The following is a 26,162-nucleotide window of genomic DNA, read 5'->3' as shown; positions in this document are numbered from 1 at the left end:
CGGCACAACATTCCGGTTTCACGGCATAGCATTCCGGTTTCACGGCATGACATTCCACCCGGCCGCAGCCAAACCTAAGCTGGGCGGGGTTTAGCAAGCGATGAAAAGTCGTTAACCTATCTTTAACCTAAGTTAACCACTATGGCTTGTGGACAAGTTCACGGAATTCACACTCCAAACCCATCGATTGCTCAGTCCAGCGGGATTCCCGCGTCCGTCGGTGGACATCTCGGCTGCACACAGCATAAAGCTGTGCACAGCCCCATTGGCCGGTCCCCGGCCTTCGGGGTCCCCGAGATGCCCACCGCCTCTTCGCGAGCGCGCCCTACGGGCCTGACGCGCCCCGCTGGGGCTTGCCCCAATCAGAAAGAAGTCCAACGTCAAAACTTCCGGGCGTGGATAACCTCGTCCGTTCGGCACGAAAGTCCTCGTACAGTGGTCTGTGCGTGCCAGCGAGATGTGTGATGACATTTCAATGTTGCTAATTGCTATTAGCAACATTGCATTTGGTTAGCCAGAATCCGTGAAATCGCGCTGCGCCGCCGCTGCGAGTTGAATTTGTGGCCGGTTGTAGCTACAATTAGCGAATCACCACCCATGGAGGCTGCCATGTCCGTCCACTCCACCCATTCCGCCGCGCCCACCGATACCGTGGTGCGCGCCCGTGTCTCGCCCGAACTCAAGCGCGAGGCGGCCGATGCGCTTGCCGCGATGGGGCTTTCGGTGTCCGACTACATTCGCATGGCCCTGGTGCGCGTCGCGCGCGACCGGGCCGTGCCGTTCGCGGTCGAGGTGCCCAATGCCGTGACCGCCGAGACCCTGCGCAGGAGCGAGCGGGACGAGGAGCTGAACCGCGCCGATGACGCCGATGACCTGTTCCGGAAACTCGGCATCTGATGCGCACACCGGTTTATTCAAACCAGTTTCACCGCGACGTGAAGCGCGCGCAGAAACGCCGCAAGGACATGGAAAAGCTGAAGGCGCTCATCACCCTGCTGCTCGCGGGTGGCCCGCTGCCGGCGCCCTATCGCGATCACCCGCTCAAGGGCGAGTGGGCCAGCTTCCGGGATGCGCATCTCGAACCGGACTGGCTGCTGCTCTACAAGATCGACGGCAACGTGCTGCGTCTGGAGCGCACCGGTACGCACGCCGATCTGTTCGACGAATAGCGGGGCACACTGACCATGCGTGCGATGGCCGAGACGCCTGTGCCCCGTTCAATCACGGTCACCCACACCGCGGTGCTGGACGCGCTACGCCACGTGCGGCAACGGCAGGTGGTCCGCTACCGGCACGGCAGGGTGCTCGACGCCCTGCACGCACTGGGCCTGATCGAATGGACCCGTCAGCCCGTGCGCGTCTCGCAGCAGCAGTCTTCGCCCGACTCGGCGTTCTATCATGCGCCGGCCGAGGTCGCGCAGCTCACGGCCGCTGGCCGCAGCACGTTCGCCCGGCTGGTTTGCCTCGAGGACGCGCCGGGCTGGGCACACGTCGCCCGCGCGCCTTTCCGCGGTTTCCGCTGAGCCGGGCCGATCCGACATGGCCGAGCAGCTGATCCAGCCACCCCTGCGCACCTGGACGCGCACCGACTTCGCGGCGCTGCGCGCCTGGGTGCAGCGCGTGCCGCTGCCGACGATCGCGCGCCTGTACTTCGATTCCGATACGACGCCGTACCACGACGATCCCGCCCGGCTCGAGCACCACCTGCGCACGATGCGCGATGGGCTCGTGCAGCTCGCGCTGCTGCACGGTTCATCCGTGCTGGCCGACCACCTCAAGGCGTCGATCCGCCGGCACGGCAGCGCGCAGCTGACCGCCGTGAGCCTGCGCATGGTCGAGCAGGCCTCACGGCTCGCCGTGGCCGTGCCGCTCGCGCATCACCCGGTCGGGCTGTGGTTCCGGCCGCTGATCGCCAGGCGGCTCACAGGCGAGGGCAGTACGACGCTCGGCGGGCTCGTCGCGTTCTGCAACCGGCACGGCGGCAGCTGGTGGCGCTCGGTGCCGCGCATTGGCCTCCTGCGCGCACGGATCCTGGTCGCCTGGCTGCGCCGGCACGCCGGCTCGCTGGCGGTCACGGTCGACGCCGACGTCGATGCCACCGAACCGCTCGCCGCGCCGACGGCCACCCACGTCGCGCTCGTGCCCGCCGGCTCGGCGGGGCCATCATCCGGCCCGCTCGCGCCGCTCGAACGGATCGAATTGCCGGACCTGCTGTCCGGTGCCGCCGGCGTGAATCGCGCGTCGGGCCTGTGTTACCTGCAGGCGCAGCACGACCTGGATGCCATTCGCTCGTATCTGCACCGTTATACCGACCGGCCGCAGGCGCTGCGCGCGTATACGCGCGAGCTCGAACGGCTGCTGTTGTGGGCGGTCACGGAACGCGGCGCGGCACTGTCGTCGCTGTCCGTCGACGACTGCGACGCGTACAAGGCGTTCCTCGCCGCGCCGGCCGAACGCTTCACCGGACCGCGCATGGCGCGCCGTTCGCCGCGCTGGCGCCCGTTCGCCCCCGATGGCCTCACGCCCGGCAGCCAGAAATACGCGGTGGCCGTGCTGCGCGCCGCGTTCGACTGGCTCGTGAAGGTCCGCTATCTGGCCGGCAATCCGTGGGCGGCGGTGACCGACCCGGCCACCGATACGCCGGAATACGCGATCCGCATCGAGCGGGCGCTGCCGCTGCAGCTCTGGACGAAAGTGCGCGTGGGCCTCGACGGGCGCAGCGGGCGCCTGGGGCCATCGGGTCCGCAATGGCGGGCCGCCCAGGCGGCCATCCTGCTGATGGGCGATTCGGGGCTGCGGATCACCGAGGCGACGCTCGCGCGCCGTGAACGCCTGGGTTACCTGCAAGCCGACGGTGATACGCCCGCCGGCTGGGTGCTGGGTGTGCTGGGTAAAGGACGCAAGCAACGTTCGGTGCCGGTCAGCACCGCGACGCTGGCCGCGCTGCGCGCGCACTGGGCCGACCGCAGGCTCGATTTCAATGATCCGCCGGCGACGGCGCCGCTGATCAGGCCGGTCGACATTCCGCCGACGCCGGCCGCGCAGCGCCGGCACGCTGCCGGGTCGGCGGAGCCAGCCGGCTACTCGAGCAATGGACTACGCGGCCTGGTGAGCTGGGCGTTCGACCAGCTGCAGGGCACCCTCGACCTGACCGACGACGAGCGCCGGCACCTGGCGAACTCGACCCCGCACGCGCTGCGGCACACGTTCGGCACGCAGGCGGTCGCGGCCAACGTGCCGCCCGATGTCGCGCAGAAAGTGCTGGGTCACGCGTCGCTGACCACGACCACGCTCTATGCGCAGGCCGAGACGAAGCGGGTCCGGCGCGAACTGGCGGGTTATTTTGGGCAGATGCAGGCGCTGACGACATCGGCGACGGCCGGATCCGTGGAAGACGCGCTGGAATCCGGTCACGAGGCAACGCCACCACCGGTGGCTCCCGCCGGGGATGCCGGGCCGGTCCCACCGGGACTTCCTCCGGTCGTCGAACAGATTGCCAGGATCCGGCTGACGCTGCAGGTTCAGGCGTCATCCGATCGTCTGGCCGGGCGCGTACGCGGCGAGCTCGAACGCTGGATCCTCGAGACCAGTGATGCCGAGACCGTCGAACCGGGCGTGGTTCTGCTGACGATCGCCTACGGGCAGGAGATCCTGCTCGACAGGGAGGTCGAGGCCTGGCTTGATGACATCTCGATCGAGGCGCAGGACCGGAACTGCACCTGCGCGATCGACGCGCAGTGGGGCGAGCGTCGCTGGACGCACTCCGGGTTGCCTGATGAACGGTCTATAGCAGACGTGATTCCGTTCCCGGAATCGGGGAAGCCCGCGGTGTCGCCGCCGCGCATCTGGCGGCTGCGTGTGAGCCTGCTCGGTGTCGCGCCGGAGATCTGGAGGCGCATCGAGATCCCGACCGACATCAGTCTGGCCGGGCTGCACGGGATACTTCAGGCAGCGATGGGGTGGGGCGACATGCACCGGTACGGGTTTGGACTGTACGGCTTCCTCGACCGGGTCGATCTCGACGTCGATCGCGCCGACGGCGTGCGGTTGCTCAACGTCTGTCAGCCGGGCGACACGATCGGCTACACGTATGACATGGGCGACGACTGGCATCACGCGGTTGAGATCGAGGCGGAAGTGCCGCCCTCGTCGCGCATCCGGTATCCGCGCTGTGTCGCAGGCCGGCGCGCCTGCCCACCGGAAGACTGTGGCGGTCCGCCCGGCTACGCGCATCTGCTGCGTACGCTCGCCGGCCGGAGGACGGGCGCCCGGCGCGAGCTGCTCGACTGGCTCGGCGGGTCGTTCGATCCGGAGGCGTTTCGCGTCGCCGAAGCGAATGCGCGGCTTGCGAACATCGGCAGCGGCTGGGAGTGACGCATGATTGAGGAGCGTGGCGGCACGCCATACCTGATCGGGCAATACGGTGCGGATTGACGTAGCAGCGGGCAAGCAAGGCGGCACACGTGCGATGGCCCCATGCCGCATCAGGCCGGCGAGTCTGGCGGATCGGCTTGTGTGCCGGGCGTTGGGACGCGCCAGATGCAGCCCAGGCCCGCCAGATCGCACAGCAGCGCCCATGCGGAATAGGGAATGGCAGCGTCCTCACTGATCCAGCGACGCACCTGCCGGCCACCGAATTCAGACAAGCCCAGCACGCGCGCGACGCCCCGCCCGGGCAAGCCGGTGCGCCGGATCACTTCCTGGATCTCGGCGCCGTGTGGTCGCTCCCATCCCGCCTCTGCGGGACGCAGACATTCCGGCCTGATGTTCACTTCGTAATTCATCGGTTCAATTTCCTTTGTGTGGTCGCAGGGAACCTCCTGCATTCGTGCCCCCACGGCTGCGCCGCGGAGGATTCACGCGTCCTGCGGACGCTTGACGACCCCGGGCGGCGGTCTGCCCAGGCCGCACCGGATCGTCACGCCGCTATTGCGGCGCGCCGGCGCGCACCCCACGCCTGCCGGCGTGGGTCCCCAGGCGCCTCGATCCGGGCGCGCCGGCGCGCGCGATACGCTCCCGGTTATCCTGAGACCGTGTTTAGCAGGAAGGGGGGCACGGCACAGGTGTCTGCAACCAGACTGGCGAGTGGGAGCCTGTCAGCCTCGAACACAGATACACCGGGCCATCACCAGCCAACGTAGTTCAGCAAAAGCTCCGCGATCAGCTTGCGACGAACAAGGTCCAGCCCCGACAGGTAGGCGAAGCCCCTGATGCCCGCTTTCTCCCACAGAGGAACACTATCGTCCGAGTTGTAGAACGAATACAGCGCGGCAAGGAAGGTCCGCTCGCCGCTGCTGAGAACACCGAAGGCATCGAGAATGACCGCGCCATTGGGCGCGAGCGCCCATTTGTCTTTCGCCTTCTCAACGGCTTGTCTGGTGCCATCGCCGAAATACACCGGACCGGCCAGCATGACAGCCTGTTTCCATGCCTCAAAAAACCGCTCAGGCGCGGCAGTAAAGTGGGCGTCGCTTTCCTCCTGCTCGCGGCGAAACTGTTCGAGCACTTCGGGGGGAAACTTCGATTCGTCGGTCATAGCGGCAATTCCTGTTGATAAAGGGCAGTGGTCACAGCTTCCACCTGCTCGGCTGACAGCGAAGACACGTCGATGGTCGTTGCGTGCGTATAGATCATCTCGCCATAGATGTCGGCAAGGCGACGCGCTTTCGGGCACAGCGCCGCGTCTTCTCCTGACGCCTGGCGATTGCGCCACACGTTGATCGCCTGCTCAATTTCGGCAATTGTAAAGGTTGGCATGTCAGACTCCATAGCCCGCGCGCGGTACGCGCGGGCAGTTCCGGTTATCGGGTGACCAGCACTTCGTAACGCCCGGCGCGGACAATCGACATTTCAGCGCCCGGGAACTTCGCTACACCACAGATGAAGTCGAACGGGCCGCTGTACGGCAGCACCTGAAGAATCGTCTGGTTGCCGAACCATGTACGCAGCACGTCGCCGCGCTTCAGGTCGCAACCCTGTTTCAGTTCTGTCGTCATGCGGCGCGCTCACGGGTGCGCTGGACGGCTTCATGAACCGCAACCAGAGGCGCACGAGGCGGTACGCGGTCGAATTCGGAAAGCGCCGCACGCGCGATGGCGCAAAGCTCCTCACGGTGCATGTCGATTGCGTGACCGTCCCGGTCGAGCATGTTGGCGATACGGTGCAGTGCGTCGGCCGACCTGGCCGCCGCATCCGCAGACAGCGCCATGCGGAACAGTTCAGCACGTACGATTTCCCGGTCTCCATATTGATAGACGGCCAGCAACGGAAGAAGGGCAGTGAGCCACGTCGGGCGGATGTTCAGGGTATCCATTTCGGTGTCCTTGGTATGTCCGGCCTGTGGGAAGACCACAGGCCGGAAAACACGATCAGTCGATTACGCGCAGGATGTTGGCCGCTTCCACGTGCTGCGTCGCGAACGTGCGCAGTTCGTGGTAACGGTTGATGATCGCGTCATCGCGCGTCTTTTCGGCCAGATGGCACAGTGCGAACAGCGTGACGACGATGCCGAAGGCGTCCGCGCCCATCGTGTCGTTATAGCCGTTCAGGTGCCAGCGGACATGGACCCGCCCAAGGTTGGCCGGAGCCATATAGAAGCCACCATTGGACAACGTGAAGAAATTCCAGAAGCCGCCGTCGTAGGCATGGCAAAGGCGGGCCGCCCAGTCGTACACAAGCGCCTCGCCCGGCAGGAAGTGGCGACCGAGGTAGCGGGGAAGCACATTGAGGCGCAACTCGTCAGGGACGACGGAAGAGGTAATGCGGGCAAGAGTCTGGGTCATCGGTTATCTCCGGTTTGGCCATCGCTTTATTGCGAGGCACGATTTCATTATAAGGGCTAAAAGCCCCTTAGAAACGTCTATTTTGCATAGAATTGATTTAATATGTTTACTGGCAAAATAAATCAATTAGATTAAATCATCGACATTACGTTTATTAGGGCTAAAAGACTGATAAGATATCGGTGTGCCTCGCAATAAAGCGATGGCCAAACCGGAGATAACTCTGATGCAAACATCCCGAAAGAATCCCAGTAACGAAGTCCAGGCGACGCAGATCGAATACGTCCCGTACGCCCGGCTGTGCCGCTCGCCGCTGAATGTCCGCAAGAAGGCTCCCACCGGCATCGAGGCGCTCGCCGGAACTGTCGCTGAAAAAGGCCTGATGCAAAATTTGGTCGTGCACGCCATGAAGGGCCGTGGCAAGCAGCCGAAGCTCGGCGTGTGCGCCGGACAGCGGCGGCTCGCCGCGCTGGACCTGCTGTTTTCGCAGGAGCGGATTACGAAGGACTACCAGGTGCCGGTGTTGATCGTCAGCGAGGGCGAAGCGGTGGCCGCGTCGCTGATCGAAAACCGGGAAAGAGAAGCCATGTCGATCGCAGACGAAAGCGTCGCCTTCCGGCTGCTCACCGAGGAGGGGAAAAGCACGGCTCACATCGCCGCGCTGTTCAAGGTGTCGGAAATGGTGGTGCGCCGTGCGCTAAAAATTGCCAACCTTGCGCCGGCGCTGCTGGATCTGCTGCGTGATGACAAGCTCGACTACGAGCAGGCCAAAATGCTGGCGCTGGCCGACGATCACGCGACGCAGGAGAGCGTGTGGAACAACGCGATCAACGCATGGCAACGCCGCCCGTCCGAGCTGCGCGCGGCGATCACGAAGGCCGAAATCGATTCACGCGACAATGCGCTCGCGAAGTTCGTCGGGCTGGACGCGTATGAGGCGGCAGGCGGCTTCGTGCGTCGGGACCTGTTCAGCGACGGCGAGAATGCCGGATACATCACGGATGCCGACCTGCTGCACCGGCTCGCGACCGACCGCCTGATTGAAATCTCCCAGGCTGTCGCCGCCCAGGGGTGGAACTGGATAGAGACCCGGACCCGGGGCGACGCAAACGAACTGATCCGCTATGGCCGTGTGCATTCGACCACGCGCAAGCCGACGAAGAGCGAAAAGGCCGAGCTTGCCGCACTGGTCGCGACACGCGACGCGGCGCACATGGAACTGAACGCCTATTACGACGAGGACGGCGAGGAAGATGAGGCACGACACGACCGCCTGAGTACGGCTGTCGATGTTGCCACGCACGCGGTCGACCAGTACGCCGAACGCTTCGAAGTGTTCGCACCGGAGGACATGCAGCGCGCCGGGGCGTTCGTCTATCTCGATGACGATGGGTTCGTAACCATCGAGCGCGGCCTGATCCGGCCCGAGGAGAGGACCGCCGCACGCGGTGGTAATGCCTTGCCGGTGACGGCAACGGAGCAATCCGGCAAGCCTGCGCGTGTGACGCCGTTGCACAACGAAAAGCTGTGCCGCCGTCTGACAGCACACCGCACGGCGGCGATCCAGACCGAACTGGCGAGGCATCCGAACGTCGCGCTCGCGGTGCTGATGAGCCGCATGATTCCGGTCGTGTTCGAAGAACACTATGAACGGCAGTATCCGGAGCACGCGATCCAGGTTGACCTGCGCACGTCACGCAACGCCCTGGTGAAGCACGCCGACGACATGGCCGACAGCGTGGCGTGGAAGGAGACCGAGGCCGAGCGCGCGAAGTGGATGCGCATGCTTCCGGCGCGCGCGGATGCACTGCTGCCGTGGCTGCTTGATCAGGGTTCCGATATCCAGTCGAATCTGTTTGCGTTCTGCGTGGCGGCCACCGTTGATGGTATCGACGGATGTGACGGCGAACACGCCGTCAACAGCCTTGCTGACGTGCTGAACGTGGACCTGTCGTATTACTGGAAGCCCACGCGCGCGAGCTACTTTGACCACGTGTCGAAATCGCGCATCGCGGACGTGCTGCGCGAGCACGTTTCACCGCAGGCCGCCGCCGAGGTGCAGGGCATGAAGAAGGACGCGGCGGCGGCTGCCGCCGAAGTGCGGATGGCCGAGTCGGGCTGGCTGCCGGAAGTGCTCGCGAACCGCGCGGTGCCGGAATTTCGGTCGTATGCGTGGGCGGATGATGACGCAGACGGTGAAGCGGACGACGAGGCGCACAACGCGGGTGCTGATCCGGATGACGTGATTGATGAGGCCGGGCACGAAGCTGGCGACGACCACGAAGGACTGGCCGAAGCCGCATAGACGACGGTAGCTGTTCACACGTGAAGCCGTCCGGGTGCAGGCCCGGGCGGCTTTTTGCGCCCTGCATGTCGTGTGGGCACAAAAAGGGAGCCGAGGCCGTCAGGTACGGTCAGGCCTGGCTCCGCAAACACACGCCGACGGATCGGGCGACCAACCGGCTAGCCTCATTAAGGGGTCGGTTCCGGCTGGGGGCGGAATGACACCCTAAGCGTTTGCCTCCGTGGGCCAAAGATATTCGCCGGTCAGCAGGATATGCGCCCAGCCCAGAGGAGAGATGTGGGCTAAAAGTTCGTGTGGCACATCGAGGCCTTCGTTTCGCCGTTCGGCGACGGCGTGGCCAAGGTGGACGGTATTCCAGTAGATGATGATCGCCGTCAGCAGATTCAGCCCGGCGATCCGGTAATGCTGCCCCTCAGTGGTTCGATCACGGATTTCACCTTGACGGCCGATGCGCAGGGCACTCTTGAGGGCATGGTGGGCTTCGCCCTTGTTGAGGCCAATCTGGGCGCGGCGCTGCATATCGGTATCGAGGATCCACTCGATGATAAAGAGAGTGCGCTCGACGCGGCCGACTTCCCGAAGCGCGGCCGCAAGATCGTTCTGTCGGGGATAGGATGCGAGTTTCCGGAGCAACTGGCTCGGTCTGATCTTTCCGGCGGCCATCGTGGCAGCACAGCGGAAGAGATCAGGCCAGTTTGACACAATCAGTTCTTCGCGGATTTTGCCGCCCACCAGCTTGCGTAAATCTTTGGGTGTCCCCGCGGGATCGAAGACATAAAGCCGTTTCGACGGTAAGTCGCGGATGCGCAAGACGAGCCGGTAGCCGAGCATGGCACTGGTCCCGAACAAATGATCGGTAAACCCCGCCGTATCGGCGTATTGCTCGCCGACCTGCCGGCCGACTTCATTCATCAGCAGGCCATCGAGGATGTACGTAGCTTCACTGACGGTTGCGGGAATAGTCTGTGAGGCGAACGGCGCGAACTGGTCATTGACGTGGGTATAAGCCTTGAGCCCAGGCTCACTGCCGTACTTGGCGTTGATCATGTTCATGGCCTCGCCCTGTCGTGCCGAAGGGAAAAACTGACCATCGCTTGATGCGGTTTTTCCCATGCCCCAGAACCGGGACATCGGCAGCTTGCCCTGCGCGGCCACGACCATCGCCAGCGCCTGGTTCATGCCCTCGCTTTCGACATGCCAGCGGGCAAGGCGCGAGAGCTGCCAGTAATCATGCGTGTTCGAGGCTTCCGCCATTTTTCGAAGGCCTAGGTTCAGCCCTTCGGCGAGCAGAACGTTCAGCAAGCCGACCCGATCGCTGCATGGCGCTCCGGTTCTGAGATGGGAAAAGGCGTCCGAGAATCCGACCGCCGCGTCAACTTCCAGCAAGATGTCAGTGATCCGCACAGGCGGCATTCGACGATAAAGATCGAGGACCAGTTCCTCTGCGCTTTCGGGAACGTCTGCGGTCAACCGGTCGATCCGCAACGTTCCATCTTCAATGCTACCATGGGGGATGGTCCCGTCGCGAGCGGCACGTGCCAGCCGCTTCAGACCATCCGCAAGGCGACCCTTGCGGTCAGCCAGCCAAGCTTGAGGATCGAGAGGAACAGCCATCCTGGCATTCGCCTGCGCCGAGGTCATCGGAACAAGCACCTGCTTGAGATCGCCGTAGCGGCGGGAATGATCCAGCCATATGTCTCCAGACCGGAAAGCATCGCGAAGATGAAACAGCACCGCGACCTCCCATAAACGACCATCGCCTCGGTCTTGCGCTCGGAGATGGCGATGCCATTTCGAATTCGGCCGCAGGAATGATATACCTGTTGATGTCGGCGCACGTGTTTCGCCGATGGCTTTCGCGGCTGCAATCAATGGCTCCGCCACCGACGCAGCCTTGAGCTTCAGGCATCGCAACATCCGCGGCGCATATCGGCGAAAACGATGATACCCTTGTCCGACGTGAGCCAACGGCTCGTCTGCCAATGTACTGGTGAGTTGCGTCCCTACGGCAACCAGCTGTTCAAGCTGATGCCATTCGGCCGACCGTGCCAACACATTGTCCAACGGAACACCATCGTCGCGAGCTTCCAGCAAAGAGGCTCCCAATGCCGTGAAAGCGCGAAGCGTATCGGTGACTGCGGCCTTGGAACCGGCAATCCGCTCGTCATGTAGCCGTTTCGCCTCTCGCCAAGTTTTCCCAACGATGCGGTCGTGGGTTTCGATGATGGCATCGGCGATCGCGGCTTCCCATTCGACGACGCAAACGGCGAGGATCGCCCACCGCCGATCCGAACTGATGTCGCGCAGGCCATCCGTGAAGTAACGCTCGCCCTGCCGACGCAGGCGCGCGATGCGGTGTGGCGGTACGCCTAGGAGGATCTGGGGATCGACTTCCAGACCGCGCAGGAACTCCAGCCGATCAAGCAAGCGGTTCGCTGATGCGGAATTGCTGCCGACTTCGAACTGGCGAAGCCAGATGAAACGGCTGATGTTTCCGTCAACCATTTCGGTCAGAAGCCCGTCCAGTTGCTCGCGCACACTAAAGTCGAGCCTTTCCGCTATCCGTGTCTCAATGCATCGCTCGGCGGCAACAAGGGCATCGGCGCACAGACGCTCGATCGTTGACGCCGCCGGCAGGATGGTCACCATTTTCCTGCATTGCGCGACGAAGCGCCGCGCCAGATCTTCGTTCGACCTGGCATCTTCAGCCTGATCGAAAAGCCAATCCCGCAGATCACGGGCCCCGCGCCCCGTGAATGTCTTGTAGCCGTAGATCTCGCGCAACGCCTCCATATGTTGCTGGCGGGTCTGACGCCGGGCGGCATAGGTGAGAAGCGCATCGGCCGGAACGCCGAGCTGAGCTCCGATGAAGGAAAGGACTTCATGCGGAATCATTTCGCCCGGAGCCAGCGCGCGCCCTGGATAGCGTAGTGCACAAAGCTGCAGGGCGAAACCCAGCCTGTTTTCTGGTCTGCGGCGTTCCTGAATGTTTGCCAGATCGTCGTCGCCCAATGTGTAATGCTTCAGCAGTGATAACTCGTCCGTCGGCAGGTCGAGCAACGCCGAGCGCTGTCGCTCGGCGAGAATATGTCGTCTTGGCATGCGCGCGTTGTCCCTGTTGAAGTACAGTCTGTTTTGGACAACAATCGCCCCATGCAAATCAAGGCTTTGCGAGCCACAAAACCACGAGGGTTCAATTGGGACAGCGCGTGGCCATCTATTGCCGGGTTTCGACGGCTGATCAGTCCTGCGAACGACAGGAGCGAGATCTGACCGCCTTCGCCGGACGTGCCGGATATAAAATTGCCGGCATATATAAAGAGACGGGCTCGGGCGTGAAGCTGGACCGGGCCGAGCGCAAGAAGATCATGGCGCTCGCTCAGGCCAGACATATCGACGCCATCCTGGTCACAGAACTCTCCCGCTGGGGACGCTCGACGATCGATCTCCTCAACACGTTGCGCGAGCTGGAAAGCTGGAAGGTCTCAGTCATCGCCATGAACGGCATGACCTTCGATCTGTCATCTCCTCATGGCCGTATGCTGGCGACTTTCCTCTCCGGTATCGCTGAATTCGAACGCGATCTTATCAGCGAACGGGTCAAATCGGGCTTGGCCGTTGCCAAAGCGCGCGGCAAGAAACTCGGTCGACAGCGGGGGCAGCGCCCGAAGTCGGACCGTCTGGCTCCGCGAGTTCTGGCGCTCGTTGCTGAAGGCCGCAGCTATCGGCTCATTGGTCGCGAACTTGGGCTCAGCAAGAACACCGTCTCCGATATCGTGCAACGTAACCGCAACGCTATCGTCGCTCGCGAGCCAAATCGTTGAGCCCGATAAAGGTCCCGATGACATCGAGCGAGAACCGGAACGCCGGTTGATCGCCGGGCAACGCCGGCTCCATGACCAGAGATACGCCTACATCGTCTCCCGTTCGCCAAAAGCGAACTGATTGTTTCGGTGTTACCGGCTCCTTAGCTGGCGTACTCTGAGCCAGACATTGAGAAAACTGGCGGCGATCAAACCAGAAATGCCGACGTAGGCCAGGACAAGGCTTGGCATGAGACCGAGAAACACGACCGCTATCGCCAGCGTACTGAGCCCCCCGATGATGAGAGCCCACGGTTGATGATGGCTGCGTGTTCCAAGATATAGCCCGAGTAGGGTGACGGCCAGAAACGCTGCTAACAATGGGAACAGGATCGCATCTCTTTTGATGAAGCCAAGCCCGACGGCCGATACAATCGAAAGGAGTACCGGGGAACCGAGGCAGCAGAGCGCCGCGAAGACCGATCCGGCGGCCCCGAATTTGTCCAGGTGCCGTTTCCAAAAGGTACTTTGCTCGATGGTGTTCGCGGCCATAGCTGCAGTCTCCTACACACCTGCAACTTCGCACCCGCCGGGTGGATATTTTCGACGGCGCCGTTCACCCTTTGAGGCAGCAGCGTGCCGATGTGGAGCAGCGAAGAGAGGTGATACCGCTCTCCGCCCGCCGCCGCCAATCAGCCGGCGGCTATTGCGCCACATGCGACGGATAGCCGGCGTTGGTCGTCGCAGCAATGAGGGTCGGTACGCCGGTGACTGCGTCATCGAAAGAGACCGTGGCGACAGCACCCGACATTGCGTCGGCTTCCTTTACCTGGACCGCTGTGACACCCGAGACACGAGAGAGGGCCGTTTTGACGATGGGGGCGCAGAGCGCGCAGGTGGCGTTGTCAACGTTCAGTATAACAGTCTTCTCGCCGGCCACGGCGGCGAGCGGGGAAAGCAGAGCGAGGAGAACGGCAACTGCGACAGGGCGGATCATGGGATCATTCTCCTTTGGCTTAGAGGAACAGGGGCGCAAGTCTCGGGAACCCTAGTCCGACGATGACGAGGACGGTGGCAACCCAGAGGCCGGCTTTGGCGATCCGTCCCGACTTGGGCTGGGCGCAATAGGAGCCCTCAGCGCAGGCGACCTTTGGCTCGCGATAGACGAGATAGAACCCGTAGCCGAGGATACCGAACGTCATGGCGGCAAAAATCGGTTGATACGGTTCGAGGGCGGTGAGGTTGCTGATCCAGGCTCCGCCGATGCCCACGGTGAACAGGGCAAACGGGATGACGCAGCAACTCGAGACGGCGATCGCCCCGAGAATGCCGCCGGCGGCGAGCAGTTGCTGGCGTCCGCCCCGCTGGTGTTCCGATGTCACGTGGATGGCGGCGGTCGCCGACGTTCGGGATCCTTTGAGACCTGATGATGCCTCCATAATTGCTCACTTTCTGCATCGTTGAACAGCGATTTGCGAAGTAGCCTACGCCTTGTAGTCACTACAGACTCAAGGGGGATTTCAACGATTTGCGATCACGCTTCTGTGAGGGCGTTGGAAAGTGGAACCCGTTGAGCAGTCGCTGTCGTCTGAAGACCGTAGCTGGGGTTTTCAAGCATCATGAACCGTGGCGCTACCAATCTCTGTTTCCGCAGTGCCTACGTGGCCAAGCGATCAAGATTTTGTCTTGACCCTGTACCGAGTACAGGGTGTAACGAATCTCTTTGGCAGCGATCGCGTCATCGGGATACCCGACGCGGTCGTGCTTGTGATTAATGGACCGCGCCGCAGCGATGCTATGGATCTGCGATCAGAACGGAGAGCGCCTTGGACGACAAACCGACCGCCGGCATCGTGACCGCGATCATCATCGCGCCTTTAGTCGCGCTTTGCTGCCTTGGACCGGTAGTCATCGGCTCGGCGGTGGGCGGCGTTTTGGGCTGGTTCAGCGGGCAAGGTCTCGTGATAGGGGGTGTGCTGACACTCCTGGCTGGAGCCGCCGGCTATGCCCTCATGCGCTGGCGCCGGGCTTCATCTCGTCGGGAAGATGCCTCCCCGACATGCACATGTGACGAGCCCAAAGCACGGCCCGGCAGCCGCCAACCACCAACCATCCTTTGAGCCGGCACACTCCAATCGCGAAATACCCCGTACACTCGGAGATACGCCCTTGCCCATGACCACGCCGGCCGCGGACCTCGCGGAAACGATCGAAGAAAACTCCATTCTGACGCCGCAATTCAACGCGGATGGGCTCATTCCTGCAGTCGCCACGGATGCGGCGAACGGTGTGGTGCTAATGCTGGCGTGGATGAATGCGGAGGCGCTGGAAAAGACGATCGAGACCGGTCAGGCCTGGTACTGGAGCCGGTCCCGCAAGTGTCTTTGGCATAAGGGCGCGACGAGTGGGCAAGTCCAGCAGGTCGAGGAACTGCGCATCGATTGTGATCAGGACGCGGTGTGGCTCAAGGTGCGCGCTGGCGGAGACGGCGGATGTTGCCATACCGGCCGGGCGAGTTGCTTCTATCGCCGGATCGTTACGGCGCCGGGTCGCCCGACGCTCCGCCGGGTGCCGGATGCCCCGCCGAGATAGGTCCTCAGGGTAATATCGATGTTTTCGAGCGCGACCAGGCGCTCCAGTATCACGGTCAGAAGACCGACCAGCCGCCGAAAACCCTCCAAAGCCACCTCCGGAAAGCCGTTCCGCCGGCGTGTCGCGATGGAGAGAGTATTGATCGTGCCATCACCGAAGCGCAGCGGAACGATAAGATAGTCGGTAAAGCCGTCAGCCCTAAGTTCGCCGTAGAGGTCGCACCGAAACGCTCGGACGTCCTGCAGGCGAGGAACGCGGAGCTCCGTGCGCGTCGTGTGCACATGATGATCCGGGGAAGCGAGATAGCCCGGTCGGTTCTTCAGACCATGCGGCCAATCGATGACACGAACTCTGTCGTCGTCGGCAAGCCAGAGATAGGTCCGGGCACGGAAGGCCGGATGCAGCGGCTGCGCGCTCACAAAGATGCGATCGACGCGAAGCGTTGCCGCGGACAGCAACCGTCCGATATCGCGGATCACCGCACGCGCGTCGGTCGACGCAGCGGCGCTGTCGGAGAGACCGAGTGCGAGGCGGCCGAGATGCATGCCCGGATCGCCGTAGGGTGCCTCGGAATCACAGACCCGGCGCTTGGTCATGGGCGTAATCCTGCTGAACGGGCAGGACTAAGACGCTCGACCGTCGGGAATCGCTGACTGGGGGACATTCCTTTGCTCATGCTGTCCTCGATGGTAAGGCCGTTGGCCGTTCGAAACGATCGTGTGTCTGCCGGTGGGGCGCCTCCCAAACTCTGCTCCCCGTCGCGTCGAGCGTTTTCAGAGACGCCCGCAATCGAAATGCCAGCCTTGCCGCATCAGCTACACCATCGAACTGATGTCCGACGCATAGCTGGGATAGGCGAAGATGATGCCCTTGATCCTGTTCGCGGTCAGCCCTGCGCCCATAGCCATGGCAAAGAGATTGATTTGTTCCTCCGCTCCGGGGCCGATCAGATGTGCACCAAGAATATGGCCGGTCCCGTTCTCGACCAGAACCTTGTAGGCACTGTAGCGCGCCCCGACCCGCAGCGACGAGTACCAGCCGGCGGTCTTTTCGAAATGCGTGTCAAAGGCCAGCCCCTTGTCGCGTGCTGCGGCTTCGGACAGGCCGACCGAGGAAAGCTGCGGCAGCGTGAAGACAACGCTTGGGATCGGCGGATAACTGACCGCGCGCTCATCCTTTCCTGCGAGCAGGTTCTTGCCTGCAATCCGGCCTTCGTTGGCCGAAACCGGGGTCAGATTAGGCCCACTGTCGGCACAGTCGCCGGCTGCAAAAATGGCGGAATTTGTGGTCCGCATGTAGGGGCTGACCTTGATGCCTTTGCGGCCGTATTCCACGCCCGCGGCCTCCAGGTTGAGATGCTCGATGTTGGGCACGCGCCCGGTGGCATGAACCACCAGATCACAATTGATCGTCTGCTTTCCTTCCGGCGTCTTATAGGTAACGGTGAAATCCGACCCGTCTTTCTCGATCTTCAGAACCTTGGCCTCGGTCCGCAGGTCAATCCCCAGATCGGCGGTCGCCTCGGAAAGGATACCGACCAGGTCGGGGTCGAAATTGCCCAGCGGTCGCTCCATCATCTCCAGAACCGTGACTTCCCGCGCCCCTGCGCGTTTGGAGATATGGGCAAATTCCATCGCAATGAATCCGCCGCCGACGAACACGACCCGGTCCGGCCGTTCGGGCAGCTCGAGAAAGTCGGTGCTAGTCGCCAGCAACTCCTCGCCGGGGATATTCAGCGTCATTGGCCGAGCGCCGGTGGCGATATGAAAGTTCCGGGACGACAAGATCTCGCCATTCACCTCGATCTTGTCTCGCCCGGTGAAGCGTGCCTCGCCATGCAACACGGTGATACCGGCTTTCTCCAGCCCGCCCTCGATGCGACCAGGCATCGCGTCGGTGAACGTGCGCTTGAAGGCGATCATGTCCGCCCAGTCGACGGATGTCTGTGCTTCCAGCCCCTTGCCGCTCAAGTTGCGGGCCCAGTCAATGCCCTCAGTCACGGCGATCAGCATCTTTTTGGGATCGCAGCCTCGCAATGCACAGGTGCCGCCGAAAGGAAGGGCGTCGATGCTGGCGACCTTCCAGCCAGCGTCAGCGGCCATCCGGGCGACACCATTTCCACCCGTCCCACCTCCGATCACGATCAGATCGAAGCTTTTGTTATCGCTCATGCAATTCTCCTCTCCTAAAAGACTACTTTTCCCCCTGACAAAAAACCTAACCCCCACAGCAAGGTTTGCAACGCCCTGCCTGCAATAATACCCTTCTCAACATGACATCCGGCGACGCTTTTGAGCAGAACTACTTGCGCCGACCGTATATCGGTTGACCGACGGGGCCTTTGCCGTCGGTCTTGCCATTTGCCCGCGCGCGGTGCCGCCACAAGTAGATTCCGACAATGGCCAAGACGGCCGCTGCCAGCCAGAAGTAGCCGCCGCCGACCAGCCAACTGGCAAGGCCGGCAAAGCTGATCGCGCCTGTTGCTGCCAGTACAATCGCGCCGCAGCAGACGATCTTAGCCGCGAGCAATCCCGCAAGGCCGTATCCGTTCGAAGGTTCCATCGAAGCCTCCTATCCGGCGCAGCATGACAGCTTCGCCACGTCCTTGCCGAAGCCCTGCGCCGCCAGTTTCAACCCTTCGACCGTGGTGAGATAAGGGAAGATTGTCTCGCCGAGCGCCTTCGCCGTCATGCCGTGCTTGATGGCCAACACCACCGTCTGGATGCTGTCGGCGCCCTCGGGCGCGAGGATCTGTCCACCAAGCAATCGGTCGCTTTTGGCGTCGGCAACCAGTTTGATGAGCCCGCGCGTGTCGCGCGCGGCCAGCGCCCTCGGCACCTGGTCAAGAGATACGATCGAAGTCTTGGTCTCGAAGCCGGCGTCGCGAGCCGCCTGTTCGGTCAGGCCGACGCCCGCGACCTGCGGATCGGTGAACGTCACCCACGGCATGGCCGCATTGTCATAGACAAGGCTGTCACCGTTCAGTGCGTTTTGGGCAGCGAGCTTGGCGCCATAGGCTGCCATATAGACGAACTGGTCGCGACCGGTGACATCACCTGCCGCATAGACGCCAGGCTTTGAGGTGCGCATCCGCTCATCAACCAAGACGCCGCCATTACCGCATAGCTTAACTCCCGCCTCGGCAAGGCCAAGACCGCCGGTGTTCGGGGACCGCCCAGTGGTCAAAAGCACCTGCTCGGCCGCGATCACTTCGTCCGCTCCGTCGATGGCGACCGTCAGTTCGACACCGCGGTCCGTGCGCGCGATCCGGCGATAGGAGAGGCCGGTTAGGACGGTAATGCCCTCGTCGCGAAGATAACCGGTCAATGCTGCGGAGATTTCCGGCTCGGCTTCCGGCAACAGGCGGCGGCGGGTTACAAGTGTCACTTCCGCCCCGGCACGGGCGAACATCTGCGCCAGTTCACAGCCGATATAGCCACCGCCGATCACCAGCAGCGAACGCGGCAGCTCGGAAAGCTCGAGCGCGGTCGTGCTGGTGAGGTAAGGCACATCCCCAATGCCGGGAATGTCCGGCAGGGCCGGCGCTGATCCGGTAGCAATGATGATTTTGCCAGCCATGATCGGATCGCCGTTCACAATCAGAGCGCCCTGACCATTCAGGCGCGCTTTCCCTTCCAGATAGGCGACGCCGTTGTATTGTGGCAGAAGGTCGACATATTTCTTCTGCCTGAGCGTGGTCACCAGGTCGTCCTTGGCGGCGACCAAACGGCCCCAGTCAGCGACGTTGGCTTCCCCGGCAAGACCGGGAAAGCGATGCGCGGCGCGTGCACCATGCAGCGCCTCGGCAGCGCGGATCATCGTCTTCGACGGTACGCAGCCGACATTGACACAGGTGCCGCCGATCGTGCCGTGGCCGATCAGGGCGACATTCGCCCCCTGCTCAGAGGCCGTGATTGCGGCCGAGAACCCGGCCGAACCGGCACCGATCACCGCAAGATCGTAGCGGCCATTGCCTTTTTGGGGCGCACAGCAGTCAGACATGAAAATCTCCTAATGTTTCCTGGTATCGATGTGTGAACGATGTCGCCACAGCAGGTAACCGGCTGCGGCAATGATGAGGATGAGAATTGGCACCAGACCGTAGACCGCTGTTGTCAGCGCTCCCACGCCGATCAAACCTGCCGCCACCAGCAGGATCGGCACCAGACAGCACAGCGCCGCGATCAAGACGCCAACCACTCCGACGCCAAGCATGGACCGGTCAGGCACGGACTCAACTCCCGATCGCCTTGGCAGGATAGCCAACATTGGTGGAAGCAGCGGCAATGGCCGCGACCGTCGCGGTCGACGGGTCATAGGCAACCGTCGCCGTCTTGGCCTCGAAATCCACCTTGACCGACTTCACGCCCGCAACGCCTTCCATGGCCTTGCGCACGGTGACCGGACAAAGGGCACAATACATGTTCTCGATTGCGAAGGTCTGCGTCAGCTCCTTGACGGTAACCGTTTCCGACGCGGATTGTGCGGACGCGGGAAGGGCAAGTGGCAGCATAATAGTACCGCTCAAGCCAAGCGCAGCCGCGGCGACCAGATGTTTCGACAGGTATTTCACGTGGTTATCTCCTCGTTTCAATAGAACAGCGGCGCCCACCAGCCGATGGTGCTGGCGAGCACGATGAGGATCGTTGCGATCCAAAGCGCGGTCTTGGTGATGATGGCGGAGCGCGGACGGGCGCAGTAGGAACCCGGCTCGCACGCGGCTTTGGGCTTGAAATAGACCTGCCAGAAGCCAAACCCGAGCGGCACGAGTGTCGCCGCCGCGATATAGGGCTTATAGGGTTCGAGCATCGTCAGGTTGCCGATCCATGCGCCCGATACACCGAGTGTCACCAGGAGCAGCGGGACGATGCAACAGGCCGATGCCAGAAAAGCGCCGATAACGCTTATCGCCGCGAGCCCGCCCTCGCGCCGATCCGGTTCGGCGGCCGCCTTCGAAGAATTCAATGTCTTGCTACCAATTTCGTTCATCGCAAACCATCCTCGATTTCTGACTGAAAACAGGATAGGCTCTGTAGCCAGTACAGACTCAAGAGGTATTTTCACCATGAATTCTCTTCTTTCCGCCAAGGGACTGCAGCGCCACCAATTGGCCCGTGCGACCGGCTGCCATCTGGAGACCATCCGCTATTACGAGAAGATCGGCCTGCTACCCGACCCGCCGCGCAGCGCCAGCGGTTATCGCATCTAGGGGGCATCGCAGAATCTGGTCGTAAACGTACGCTAAGGCCTGCGCTTGTCGAGCGGAGCGGCAATGGCTCTGGCTTTAACGTATCAGGTGCCCGGATCGCTGGGGATCAGAGGTCGTTCTTTTTCAGTGACTTCTCAATCATCCAGAGATGGAACCAGTGCGCGGTCAGGAAAACCAAGGCTATGAAAATCACCCCTGGAATTTCCATTCCTTCTTGGCCCGGTCTGGGCGACAGAAAAAGTGTCACCGCGACGATGGCGGACAAAATACAGGAAGCCAAAGCTGGCGTCATCGCAAGCGCAAAAACGCGAGGCGCGGTCCAATTTACCGATCCGTCCAATGCCCATTGCATGGGCAACCGGACCTCTTTGCGGAAGCGAGCATTGGCACGGAAGGACATGCGGATCAGCAGGCCTATTGCGATGAGGGCGATGATTGACTGGATCATCTCAGCGCTTCCCGTCGATCAGAATGTTAGCGGATGAAATAACCATCTACCTTCCATCCGGCCTGTTCTTTTGCCAGTATCACCGTCTCAATCGCCCCTCGCTTGGCGGCAAAGTTCGTTTGAAACTCGAGAACCTCATATTCCCCTGCTGGCACGCCGGGTAGCGAGGTGGCTTTCGTCGCCTTGGCAAGCGAACGGGATATTACCGCGCCAAGCGGCTTACGGACTGGGACGATTGCAGAGGCCCAGCCATCTGCTGAAATCTGGGAACGGAATATCGTCCCCGCCTCGCGCCAACTCTCCGACCAGTTCTGCTGGTCGACAAGCATCAGCCATTTTTGGGCTTGGCTTGCACTAGCCGCACTGGACGGCGCGGGCGAAGGGGCGCTAGCTTGGCTCGCGAGCGCTGAAGAAGCGCGGGGTTCCTCTACGCCATTCACTGAGAGGAAGGCGACGGCGACGATGGCAAATAACACGAGTAATCCTCCTGCGAGCCACCAGCGACGGTGGTTGATGCCCGTAAGTGGGCCGGTGCGCACCGTCTGTTGAGTTCCAATCTCCTGCTCGGCCATCCCGAAATTTGTGGGTGCAAGAGATTTGGGGTGTTCGCCCTCAGCTTGGCCGAGAAGCCGGGCTGCCTCTCGGCTGCTGGAAACGCCGAGTTTGCGTCGTGCCTCGCGAAGGCGGTCGTTGACCGTGTGAACCGAAAGACCGAGATCTCTTGCGATCGACTTGGCATCATGTCCCGCCAGCAGCAACCGCAACGTGTCCTGTTCCCGTTCACTCAGAGATTTTAACGGTTCGCTCATCAGATTTTCCAGTTTTCCTCTGACCGAGCAGGCGCTCGCCTTCGGCGCGCAATGCGCCCTTGGGATCGACAAACCGGTACAGTGTTTGCCGAGTAATCCCGATTTCCACACAAAGGTCTGCCACGACGGTTTCCGGCTTTCCCATCGCCGCCTGCGCGAGGCGAAGCTTGGCTGGCGTCATCTTGAATGGCCGTCCTCCTTTCCTCCCGCGCGCGCGGGCCGCCGCGAGACCAGCTTTTGTGCGCTCAACGATCAGTTCGCGCTCGAATTCTGCCAGTGCGGCGAAAATTCCGAAAATGAGGCGGCCATTGGCAGTCGTTGTGTCGATCGAGGCACCTTCTCCTGCGAGAACCCTGAGACCGATTTCGCGCGTGGTCAGTTCGCCGACGGTGTTGACCAAGTGTCGCAGGTCGCGGCCTAGACGATCCAGCTTCCAGATGACCAGAGTGTCGCCGGCACGCAGTGCCTTCAGGCAGGCGTCGAGCCCTGGGCGATCATCACGGCGTCCCGATGCACTGTCTTCGTAGATCTGGTCGGCGGTGATACCGGCGGCAACCAGCGCATCGCGTTGCAGGTCATGGGCCTGCGAGCCATCGGCCTTCGAGACGCGGGCATATCCGATGAGCATGTCACATATACGTCCGTTTATGGAGCGCGGTTGCCAGCACCCTGCCACTGGACACGATAGTGTCATATAATCCGTCATTTTGTCTATGGATGATAAACGGTTCTCAATATGAATAAGTGACACGTGAAATCGGGAATCGCACATGGCGGGCAAAACCATCCTCACTCCCGGGCAGCGTGCGGCGCTGTTCGATCCCCCGACAGACCATTCCAGCATTGAGCGGGTCTACACGCTGGGCAGTGCGGAGCTGGCGGAGATCTTTCGTCGGCGTCGTCCCGCTAACCGGATCGGCTTTGCCGTCCAGCTTTGCTATTTACGAGCGCCGGGCCGAGCCCTTCGCGCAGATGAGGCACCGCCCTTGCCGATGCTGGCGCTGCTCGCCGAACAGCTCACCTGCACAGTCAAGGATTTTGACCTCTATGCAGATCGATCCCCGACGCTGCGCGAACATCGCGCTCAAGCCGAAGCGTGGCTGGGCATGCGCCCGTTCGTGGTTTCAGATAGGCGTGCGCTGTTCGAAATCGCCGCCGATGTGGCTGCAGCGACCGACAGGGGCGAAGCGATCGTTGTGGCAATGGTGCAGGCCATGCGCGACAACAATGTCACCTTGCCGGCCAGCGATACGTTCGAGCGTATCGCCCTAGTAGCCCGCGCCCGTGCGCGAAAATCTGCTTATTCCGGAATTGCGCGTGGCCTATCTGGCGACCAGCGGGATAATCTCGCACAATTGCTCATTACGGGGCCAGCTCTTGGCCGGACGACGTTGGCCTGGTTGCGCGAATATCCCGAAGCGCCGAGCGCCGGCAACCTCGCCGCAGTGATTGAAAGGCTGGAAATAGCGCGGGGTCTGGCCATCGAGCCGGAGCGGGCGCGCACCATTCACGCCAACCGCTATGCCGTCATGGCACGCGAGGCGGCGATCATGAGCGCACAGCATCTATCGAGGCTGGATGAGGTTCGGCGTACCGCGACGCTCTGCGCGTTCACCATCGAAATTGAAGTGGCGCTGACCGACGCCGCCGTCTTCATGATGGAAAAGATGATCGGGTCGCTCTTCCGTCGTGCCGCCCGATCGCGCTCCGACCGGCTTGTCGAGGAAGCTGGCCGTCTGAAGGAAATTGGCAAAATCTATGCAGCCCTCGGACGCCTGTTGATCGAAGGGCGCTGGAATCCCGAAGATCCTAGAGATGCAATTGACCGGGAAATTGGATGGTCGAACATCGAGCGCAGCGTTCGCGAAACCGAGTTGCTCACTGCTGGGAGCGAAGACGGCCTTGAGGATGTGCTTCAACGCTATCCATCGGTACGGCGTTTCGCCCCGCCTTTTCTGGCGGCCTTTACGTTCAGGGCAGCGAAGTCGAACGAACCCGTTCTTGCGGCAGTCGCTATACTCAATGACATGTATACGGCCAACCGGCGGGCTCTTCCGCCCAACGTGCCGCTAGGATTTCTTCGGGTTCGCTGGCGCAAGCTCGTTCTTCAGGACGGCACGGTGGATCGCCGGGCCTATGAGATCGCAGTCATTGTGCATTTGCGGGAGCGCTTGGCGTCGGGCGCGATCTGGGTCGAGGGCAGCCGGGCATATCGGACGCTGAGTGACTATTTGCTTCCAAAGCCCGCGTTCGAAACCATGCTCCTCGAGCAGAATGTCCCCGTCGCGGTCGATACCTCGTTTGCTGCCTGGCTCGCCGATCGACGCCAAAGGCTCGGTGCACGCATGGCCGAGGTTAACCGCAAAGCGTTGAAGGGCCAGTTGCCCGACGTAATCCTCGACGATGGCGGTCTCAAAATCTCCCCGCTCCGCAACGCCGTTCCCGAGGAAGCCGAGGTGCTCAAAGCCCAGCTTTACGGCCTATTGCCGCGCATCCGCATCACCGATCTGCTCGCCGAAGTTGCGGTATGGACAGGGTTTGGCGATCACTTCGCCCACGTGCGAAGCGGCGAGCCGCCCCAGGATGGGCCAGCCTTGATGGCCGCCATCCTGGCCGATGCCACCAATCTCGGGTTGGGGCGCATGGCAGAAAGCTCGCAAGGGTTGACGCACGCCCGCCTGATCTGGACCGCGCAGTGGCACATCCGCGACGAAACCTATGCGGCCGCACTGGCGGCCATCGTCGATTACCATCATGTCTTGCCGCATTCGGCGATCTGGGGACCAGGCACCGGTTCGTCGTCAGATGGTCAGTTTTACCGAGCCGGCGCCAAGGGCGAAGGCCGCGCGGACTACAATGCCAAATATGGCTCAGAGTCCGGGGTCCTCTTCTACACCCACGTGTCAGACCGCTATGCCCCATTTTACAACAAGGTCATCGCCGCCAACGCTGGCGAGGCGGCGCATGTCATCGATGGCCTGCTCAACCATGAGAGCCAACTGGAGATCAAGGAGCATGCCACCGACACCGCTGGCGCTGTCGATCATGTGTTCGGGCTTTGCCATTTGCTGGGATTCCGGTTTGCCCCGCGTATTCGCGACCTCAGCGAGCGGCGGCTCTATACGCTTACGCCCAGCGTCGAATTTGCCGCCCTCGATCAATTGATCGGCGGGACCATCAATGTGAAGGCCATCGAGGACGATTGGAAGGATGTGCTGCATCTGGCCGCATCGATCCGCACCGGTACAGTCAGTGCGTCCGTCATGCTGAAGAAGCTCGCGGGCTATTCGCGGCAGAATTCATTGTCGCGGGCGCTACGGGAAATTGGCCGTCTAGAACGATCTCTGTTCATGCTCGACTGGCTTGATGACATCGATCTGCGTCGCCGCACCAACGCCAATCTCAACAAAGGTGAGGCCCGCAACGCCTTGGCCCGTGCCGTATTCTTCAATCGGCTTGGTGAGATACGGGATCGCACATTTGAAAATCAGCGGCACCGGGCCTCGGGCCTCAATCTCGTGTCGGCGGCGATCATCCTGTGGAACACCGTCTATCTGGGGCAAGCGGCAGATTATCTTCGAGGGCAAGGCCGCGACATCAACGACGCATTGCTCAGCCATTCGGCGCCCTTGGGCTGGGAGCACATCAGCCTCACCGGCGATTACCTCTGGGGTGATATGAAATTGCCGGAAGATGGATTCCGTCCATTACGCACACAAAACCGCCAGTCAGAACCTTAGCGTACGTTTACGACCAGATTCTGCGATGCCCCCATCTATGACGAAACCGACGTCCGCCGCCTGCGCTTCATCCTCAGGGCGCGCGAACTCGGCTTTGGCATCGACGAGGTCCGCGGCCTGCTTCATCTTGTCGATTGCAGAAGCCAGACCTGCGCGGAGGTGCAGCGCCGGACCGAACCGCATCTAGCCGAGGTTCGCGCCAAGATTGCCGACCTCCAGCGCATTGAAGCGGTGCTCGTGACAATGATCTCGCAATGCTCTGGCGAAGACGTGCCGGAATGCCCGATCCTTAACGCGCTCGCCGCTTGACGGGCGCTTAGGGTGTCATTTCGCCCCATACCGGAACCGACCCCATTAACGGCACGGCAGTAAAACCCTGAATACCGCCCCTTTTCTGAAAACCCTTTGCTGCGCCTGACGACCACCAGGCGGATTGGCGCGCGCCGCGCGCCCGTATCGAGGGCCACGGGGACC

The 26,162-nt window shown here is 62.1% G+C and carries 31 protein-coding genes; 11 read left to right on the top strand and 20 right to left on the bottom strand.

All coding sequences use genetic code 11. The features are described from left to right. Positions 1–609: 609 nt before the first annotated feature. From AC57B1_RS04810 to AC57B1_RS04795, 4 genes are read left to right on the top strand one after another with little or no spacing between them, the layout of a single operon-like run. Positions 610–897 carry a type II toxin-antitoxin system RelB/DinJ family antitoxin gene (locus AC57B1_RS04810; RefSeq protein ID WP_496416808.1) on the top strand — a complete coding sequence of 96 codons (288 nt, stop codon included), beginning with the start codon at positions 610–612 and terminating at the stop codon, positions 895–897. Continuing rightward, positions 897–1,169, top strand: a complete 273-nt coding sequence (locus tag AC57B1_RS04805; RefSeq protein WP_496416807.1) for a type II toxin-antitoxin system YafQ family toxin — start codon at positions 897–899, stop codon at positions 1,167–1,169. Before AC57B1_RS04810 ends, AC57B1_RS04805 begins: the two co-directional genes overlap by 1 nt. 24 nt (positions 1,170–1,193) lie before the next feature. Then, positions 1,194–1,523, top strand: a complete 330-nt coding sequence (locus AC57B1_RS04800) for a hypothetical protein (RefSeq protein ID WP_496416806.1) — start codon at positions 1,194–1,196, stop codon at positions 1,521–1,523. A 16-nt stretch (positions 1,524–1,539) separates the two neighbouring features. Continuing rightward, complete coding sequence (locus AC57B1_RS04795; protein ID WP_496416805.1) at positions 1,540–4,374, top strand: IS1096 element passenger TnpR family protein; 2,835 nt, start codon at positions 1,540–1,542, stop codon at positions 4,372–4,374. A 110-nt stretch (positions 4,375–4,484) separates the two neighbouring features. Here AC57B1_RS04795 and AC57B1_RS04790 read toward each other — a convergent pair whose 3' ends face one another. From AC57B1_RS04790 to AC57B1_RS04765, 6 genes are all read right to left on the bottom strand, one after another. Further along, positions 4,485–4,784 carry an XRE family transcriptional regulator gene (locus tag AC57B1_RS04790; RefSeq protein ID WP_496416804.1) on the bottom strand — a complete coding sequence of 100 codons (300 nt, stop codon included), beginning with the start codon at positions 4,782–4,784 and terminating at the stop codon, positions 4,485–4,487. A 341-nt stretch (positions 4,785–5,125) separates the two neighbouring features. Continuing rightward, positions 5,126–5,536 (bottom strand): hypothetical protein, encoded by a 411-nt coding sequence (locus AC57B1_RS04785; RefSeq protein WP_496416803.1) that lies wholly within the window; start codon positions 5,534–5,536, stop codon positions 5,126–5,128. Next, positions 5,533–5,757, bottom strand: coding sequence for a DUF3717 domain-containing protein (locus tag AC57B1_RS04780; RefSeq protein ID WP_496416802.1), 225 nt, complete (start codon positions 5,755–5,757; stop codon positions 5,533–5,535). Before AC57B1_RS04780 ends, AC57B1_RS04785 begins: the two co-directional genes overlap by 4 nt. 44 nt (positions 5,758–5,801) lie before the next feature. Next, the gene (locus AC57B1_RS04775) at positions 5,802–5,996 is read right to left on the bottom strand and encodes a hypothetical protein (protein WP_496416801.1); all 195 of its coding nucleotides are present in this window, start codon (positions 5,994–5,996) and stop codon (positions 5,802–5,804) included. Then, on the bottom strand, positions 5,993–6,313 hold the full coding sequence (locus AC57B1_RS04770; RefSeq protein ID WP_496416800.1) for a hypothetical protein: 321 nt from the start codon (positions 6,311–6,313) through the stop codon (positions 5,993–5,995). The genes AC57B1_RS04775 and AC57B1_RS04770 overlap by 4 nt, the downstream gene beginning before the upstream one ends. A gap of 55 nt (positions 6,314–6,368) precedes the next feature. Next, positions 6,369–6,782 (bottom strand): antirestriction protein, encoded by a 414-nt coding sequence (locus tag AC57B1_RS04765; protein WP_496416799.1) that lies wholly within the window; start codon positions 6,780–6,782, stop codon positions 6,369–6,371. 202 nt (positions 6,783–6,984) lie between these two features. Here AC57B1_RS04765 and AC57B1_RS04760 point away from each other — a divergent pair, with 202 nt between their 5' ends. After that, positions 6,985–9,087, top strand: a complete 2,103-nt coding sequence (locus AC57B1_RS04760; protein WP_496416798.1) for a ParB/RepB/Spo0J family partition protein — start codon at positions 6,985–6,987, stop codon at positions 9,085–9,087. A gap of 204 nt (positions 9,088–9,291) precedes the next feature. On the opposite strand, the gene AC57B1_RS04755 is transcribed toward AC57B1_RS04760, so the two are convergent. Continuing rightward, complete coding sequence (locus tag AC57B1_RS04755) at positions 9,292–12,189, bottom strand: Tn3 family transposase (protein WP_496416797.1); 2,898 nt, start codon at positions 12,187–12,189, stop codon at positions 9,292–9,294. A gap of 95 nt (positions 12,190–12,284) precedes the next feature. Here AC57B1_RS04755 and AC57B1_RS04750 point away from each other — a divergent pair, with 95 nt between their 5' ends. Further along, positions 12,285–12,911 carry a recombinase family protein gene (locus tag AC57B1_RS04750; protein ID WP_052642521.1) on the top strand — a complete coding sequence of 209 codons (627 nt, stop codon included), beginning with the start codon at positions 12,285–12,287 and terminating at the stop codon, positions 12,909–12,911. A 132-nt stretch (positions 12,912–13,043) separates the two neighbouring features. On the opposite strand, the gene AC57B1_RS04745 is transcribed toward AC57B1_RS04750, so the two are convergent. The 3 genes from AC57B1_RS04745 to AC57B1_RS04735 all read right to left on the bottom strand — a co-directional run bounded on the left by AC57B1_RS04745 (position 13,044) and on the right by AC57B1_RS04735 (position 14,329). Continuing rightward, entirely contained in the window at positions 13,044–13,442 is a 399-nt protein-coding gene (locus AC57B1_RS04745; RefSeq protein WP_052642519.1) for a MerC domain-containing protein, read from the bottom strand. A gap of 151 nt (positions 13,443–13,593) precedes the next feature. Next, on the bottom strand, positions 13,594–13,887 hold the full coding sequence (locus tag AC57B1_RS04740) for a cation transporter (RefSeq protein ID WP_052642517.1): 294 nt from the start codon (positions 13,885–13,887) through the stop codon (positions 13,594–13,596). A 19-nt stretch (positions 13,888–13,906) separates the two neighbouring features. Next, positions 13,907–14,329, bottom strand: coding sequence for a mercuric transporter MerT family protein (locus tag AC57B1_RS04735; protein ID WP_052642515.1), 423 nt, complete (start codon positions 14,327–14,329; stop codon positions 13,907–13,909). A 387-nt stretch (positions 14,330–14,716) separates the two neighbouring features. Here AC57B1_RS04735 and AC57B1_RS04730 point away from each other — a divergent pair, with 387 nt between their 5' ends. Beyond that, complete coding sequence (locus tag AC57B1_RS04730; RefSeq protein WP_077472850.1) at positions 14,717–15,010, top strand: hypothetical protein; 294 nt, start codon at positions 14,717–14,719, stop codon at positions 15,008–15,010. 55 nt (positions 15,011–15,065) lie between these two features. After that, a complete protein-coding gene (gene hisI, locus AC57B1_RS04725; RefSeq protein WP_077472851.1) occupies positions 15,066–15,482 on the top strand; it encodes a phosphoribosyl-AMP cyclohydrolase in 417 nt (138 codons plus the stop codon). Here hisI and AC57B1_RS04720 read toward each other — a convergent pair. The 7 genes from AC57B1_RS04720 to AC57B1_RS04690 all read right to left on the bottom strand — a co-directional run bounded on the left by AC57B1_RS04720 (position 15,413) and on the right by AC57B1_RS04690 (position 20,549). Further along, entirely contained in the window at positions 15,413–16,078 is a 666-nt protein-coding gene (locus tag AC57B1_RS04720) for a hypothetical protein (RefSeq protein ID WP_052642511.1), read from the bottom strand. The two genes, hisI and AC57B1_RS04720, sit on opposite strands and share 70 nt — an antisense overlap. 219 nt (positions 16,079–16,297) lie before the next feature. Continuing rightward, the gene (locus tag AC57B1_RS04715) at positions 16,298–17,653 is read right to left on the bottom strand and encodes a dihydrolipoyl dehydrogenase family protein (protein ID WP_052642509.1); all 1,356 of its coding nucleotides are present in this window, start codon (positions 17,651–17,653) and stop codon (positions 16,298–16,300) included. 130 nt (positions 17,654–17,783) lie between these two features. Next, complete coding sequence (locus tag AC57B1_RS04710; protein ID WP_052642507.1) at positions 17,784–18,044, bottom strand: hypothetical protein; 261 nt, start codon at positions 18,042–18,044, stop codon at positions 17,784–17,786. A 9-nt stretch (positions 18,045–18,053) separates the two neighbouring features. Further along, positions 18,054–19,484 (bottom strand): mercury(II) reductase, encoded by a 1,431-nt coding sequence (merA, locus tag AC57B1_RS04705; protein WP_052642505.1) that lies wholly within the window; start codon positions 19,482–19,484, stop codon positions 18,054–18,056. A 9-nt stretch (positions 19,485–19,493) separates the two neighbouring features. Next, the gene (locus tag AC57B1_RS04700) at positions 19,494–19,712 is read right to left on the bottom strand and encodes a hypothetical protein (protein ID WP_125302879.1); all 219 of its coding nucleotides are present in this window, start codon (positions 19,710–19,712) and stop codon (positions 19,494–19,496) included. 4 nt (positions 19,713–19,716) lie between these two features. Further along, positions 19,717–20,055, bottom strand: coding sequence for a heavy-metal-associated domain-containing protein (locus AC57B1_RS04695; protein WP_225246255.1), 339 nt, complete (start codon positions 20,053–20,055; stop codon positions 19,717–19,719). A 17-nt stretch (positions 20,056–20,072) separates the two neighbouring features. Further along, on the bottom strand, positions 20,073–20,549 hold the full coding sequence (locus tag AC57B1_RS04690) for a mercuric transporter MerT family protein (RefSeq protein WP_245292648.1): 477 nt from the start codon (positions 20,547–20,549) through the stop codon (positions 20,073–20,075). Here AC57B1_RS04690 and AC57B1_RS04685 point away from each other — a divergent pair. After that, positions 20,548–20,691, top strand: a complete 144-nt coding sequence (locus tag AC57B1_RS04685) for a MerR family DNA-binding transcriptional regulator (RefSeq protein ID WP_496416796.1) — start codon at positions 20,548–20,550, stop codon at positions 20,689–20,691. The genes AC57B1_RS04690 and AC57B1_RS04685 overlap by 2 nt on opposite strands. Before the next feature lie 106 nt (positions 20,692–20,797). On the opposite strand, the gene AC57B1_RS04680 is transcribed toward AC57B1_RS04685, so the two are convergent. From AC57B1_RS04680 to AC57B1_RS04670, 3 genes are read right to left on the bottom strand one after another with little or no spacing between them, the layout of a single operon-like run. After that, positions 20,798–21,139: a hypothetical protein gene (locus tag AC57B1_RS04680; protein ID WP_496416795.1), complete on the bottom strand. Its 342-nt coding sequence runs from the start codon at positions 21,137–21,139 to the stop codon at positions 20,798–20,800. Positions 21,140–21,165: 26 nt separating this feature from the next. After that, positions 21,166–21,948, bottom strand: a complete 783-nt coding sequence (locus AC57B1_RS04675; RefSeq protein ID WP_496416794.1) for a helix-turn-helix domain-containing protein — start codon at positions 21,946–21,948, stop codon at positions 21,166–21,168. Then, a complete protein-coding gene (locus AC57B1_RS04670; RefSeq protein ID WP_496416793.1) occupies positions 21,920–22,576 on the bottom strand; it encodes a recombinase family protein in 657 nt (218 codons plus the stop codon). The genes AC57B1_RS04675 and AC57B1_RS04670 overlap by 29 nt, the downstream gene beginning before the upstream one ends. Positions 22,577–22,718: 142 nt before the next feature. On the opposite strand from AC57B1_RS04670, the gene AC57B1_RS04665 reads away from it, so the two are divergent. Both AC57B1_RS04665 and AC57B1_RS04660 read left to right on the top strand, forming a co-directional pair. Further along, positions 22,719–25,688, top strand: coding sequence for a Tn3 family transposase (locus tag AC57B1_RS04665; RefSeq protein WP_496416792.1), 2,970 nt, complete (start codon positions 22,719–22,721; stop codon positions 25,686–25,688). Between the two features lie 33 nt (positions 25,689–25,721). Beyond that, positions 25,722–25,997, top strand: a complete 276-nt coding sequence (locus AC57B1_RS04660) for a MerR family DNA-binding protein (protein WP_496416828.1) — start codon at positions 25,722–25,724, stop codon at positions 25,995–25,997. Positions 25,998–26,162: the final 165 nt, after the last annotated feature.

It is taken from the genome of Paraburkholderia sp. BGA-UO-ETr-F21, from assembly GCF_059567925.1.
This window is presented reverse-complemented; position numbering and strand designations above follow the sequence as displayed.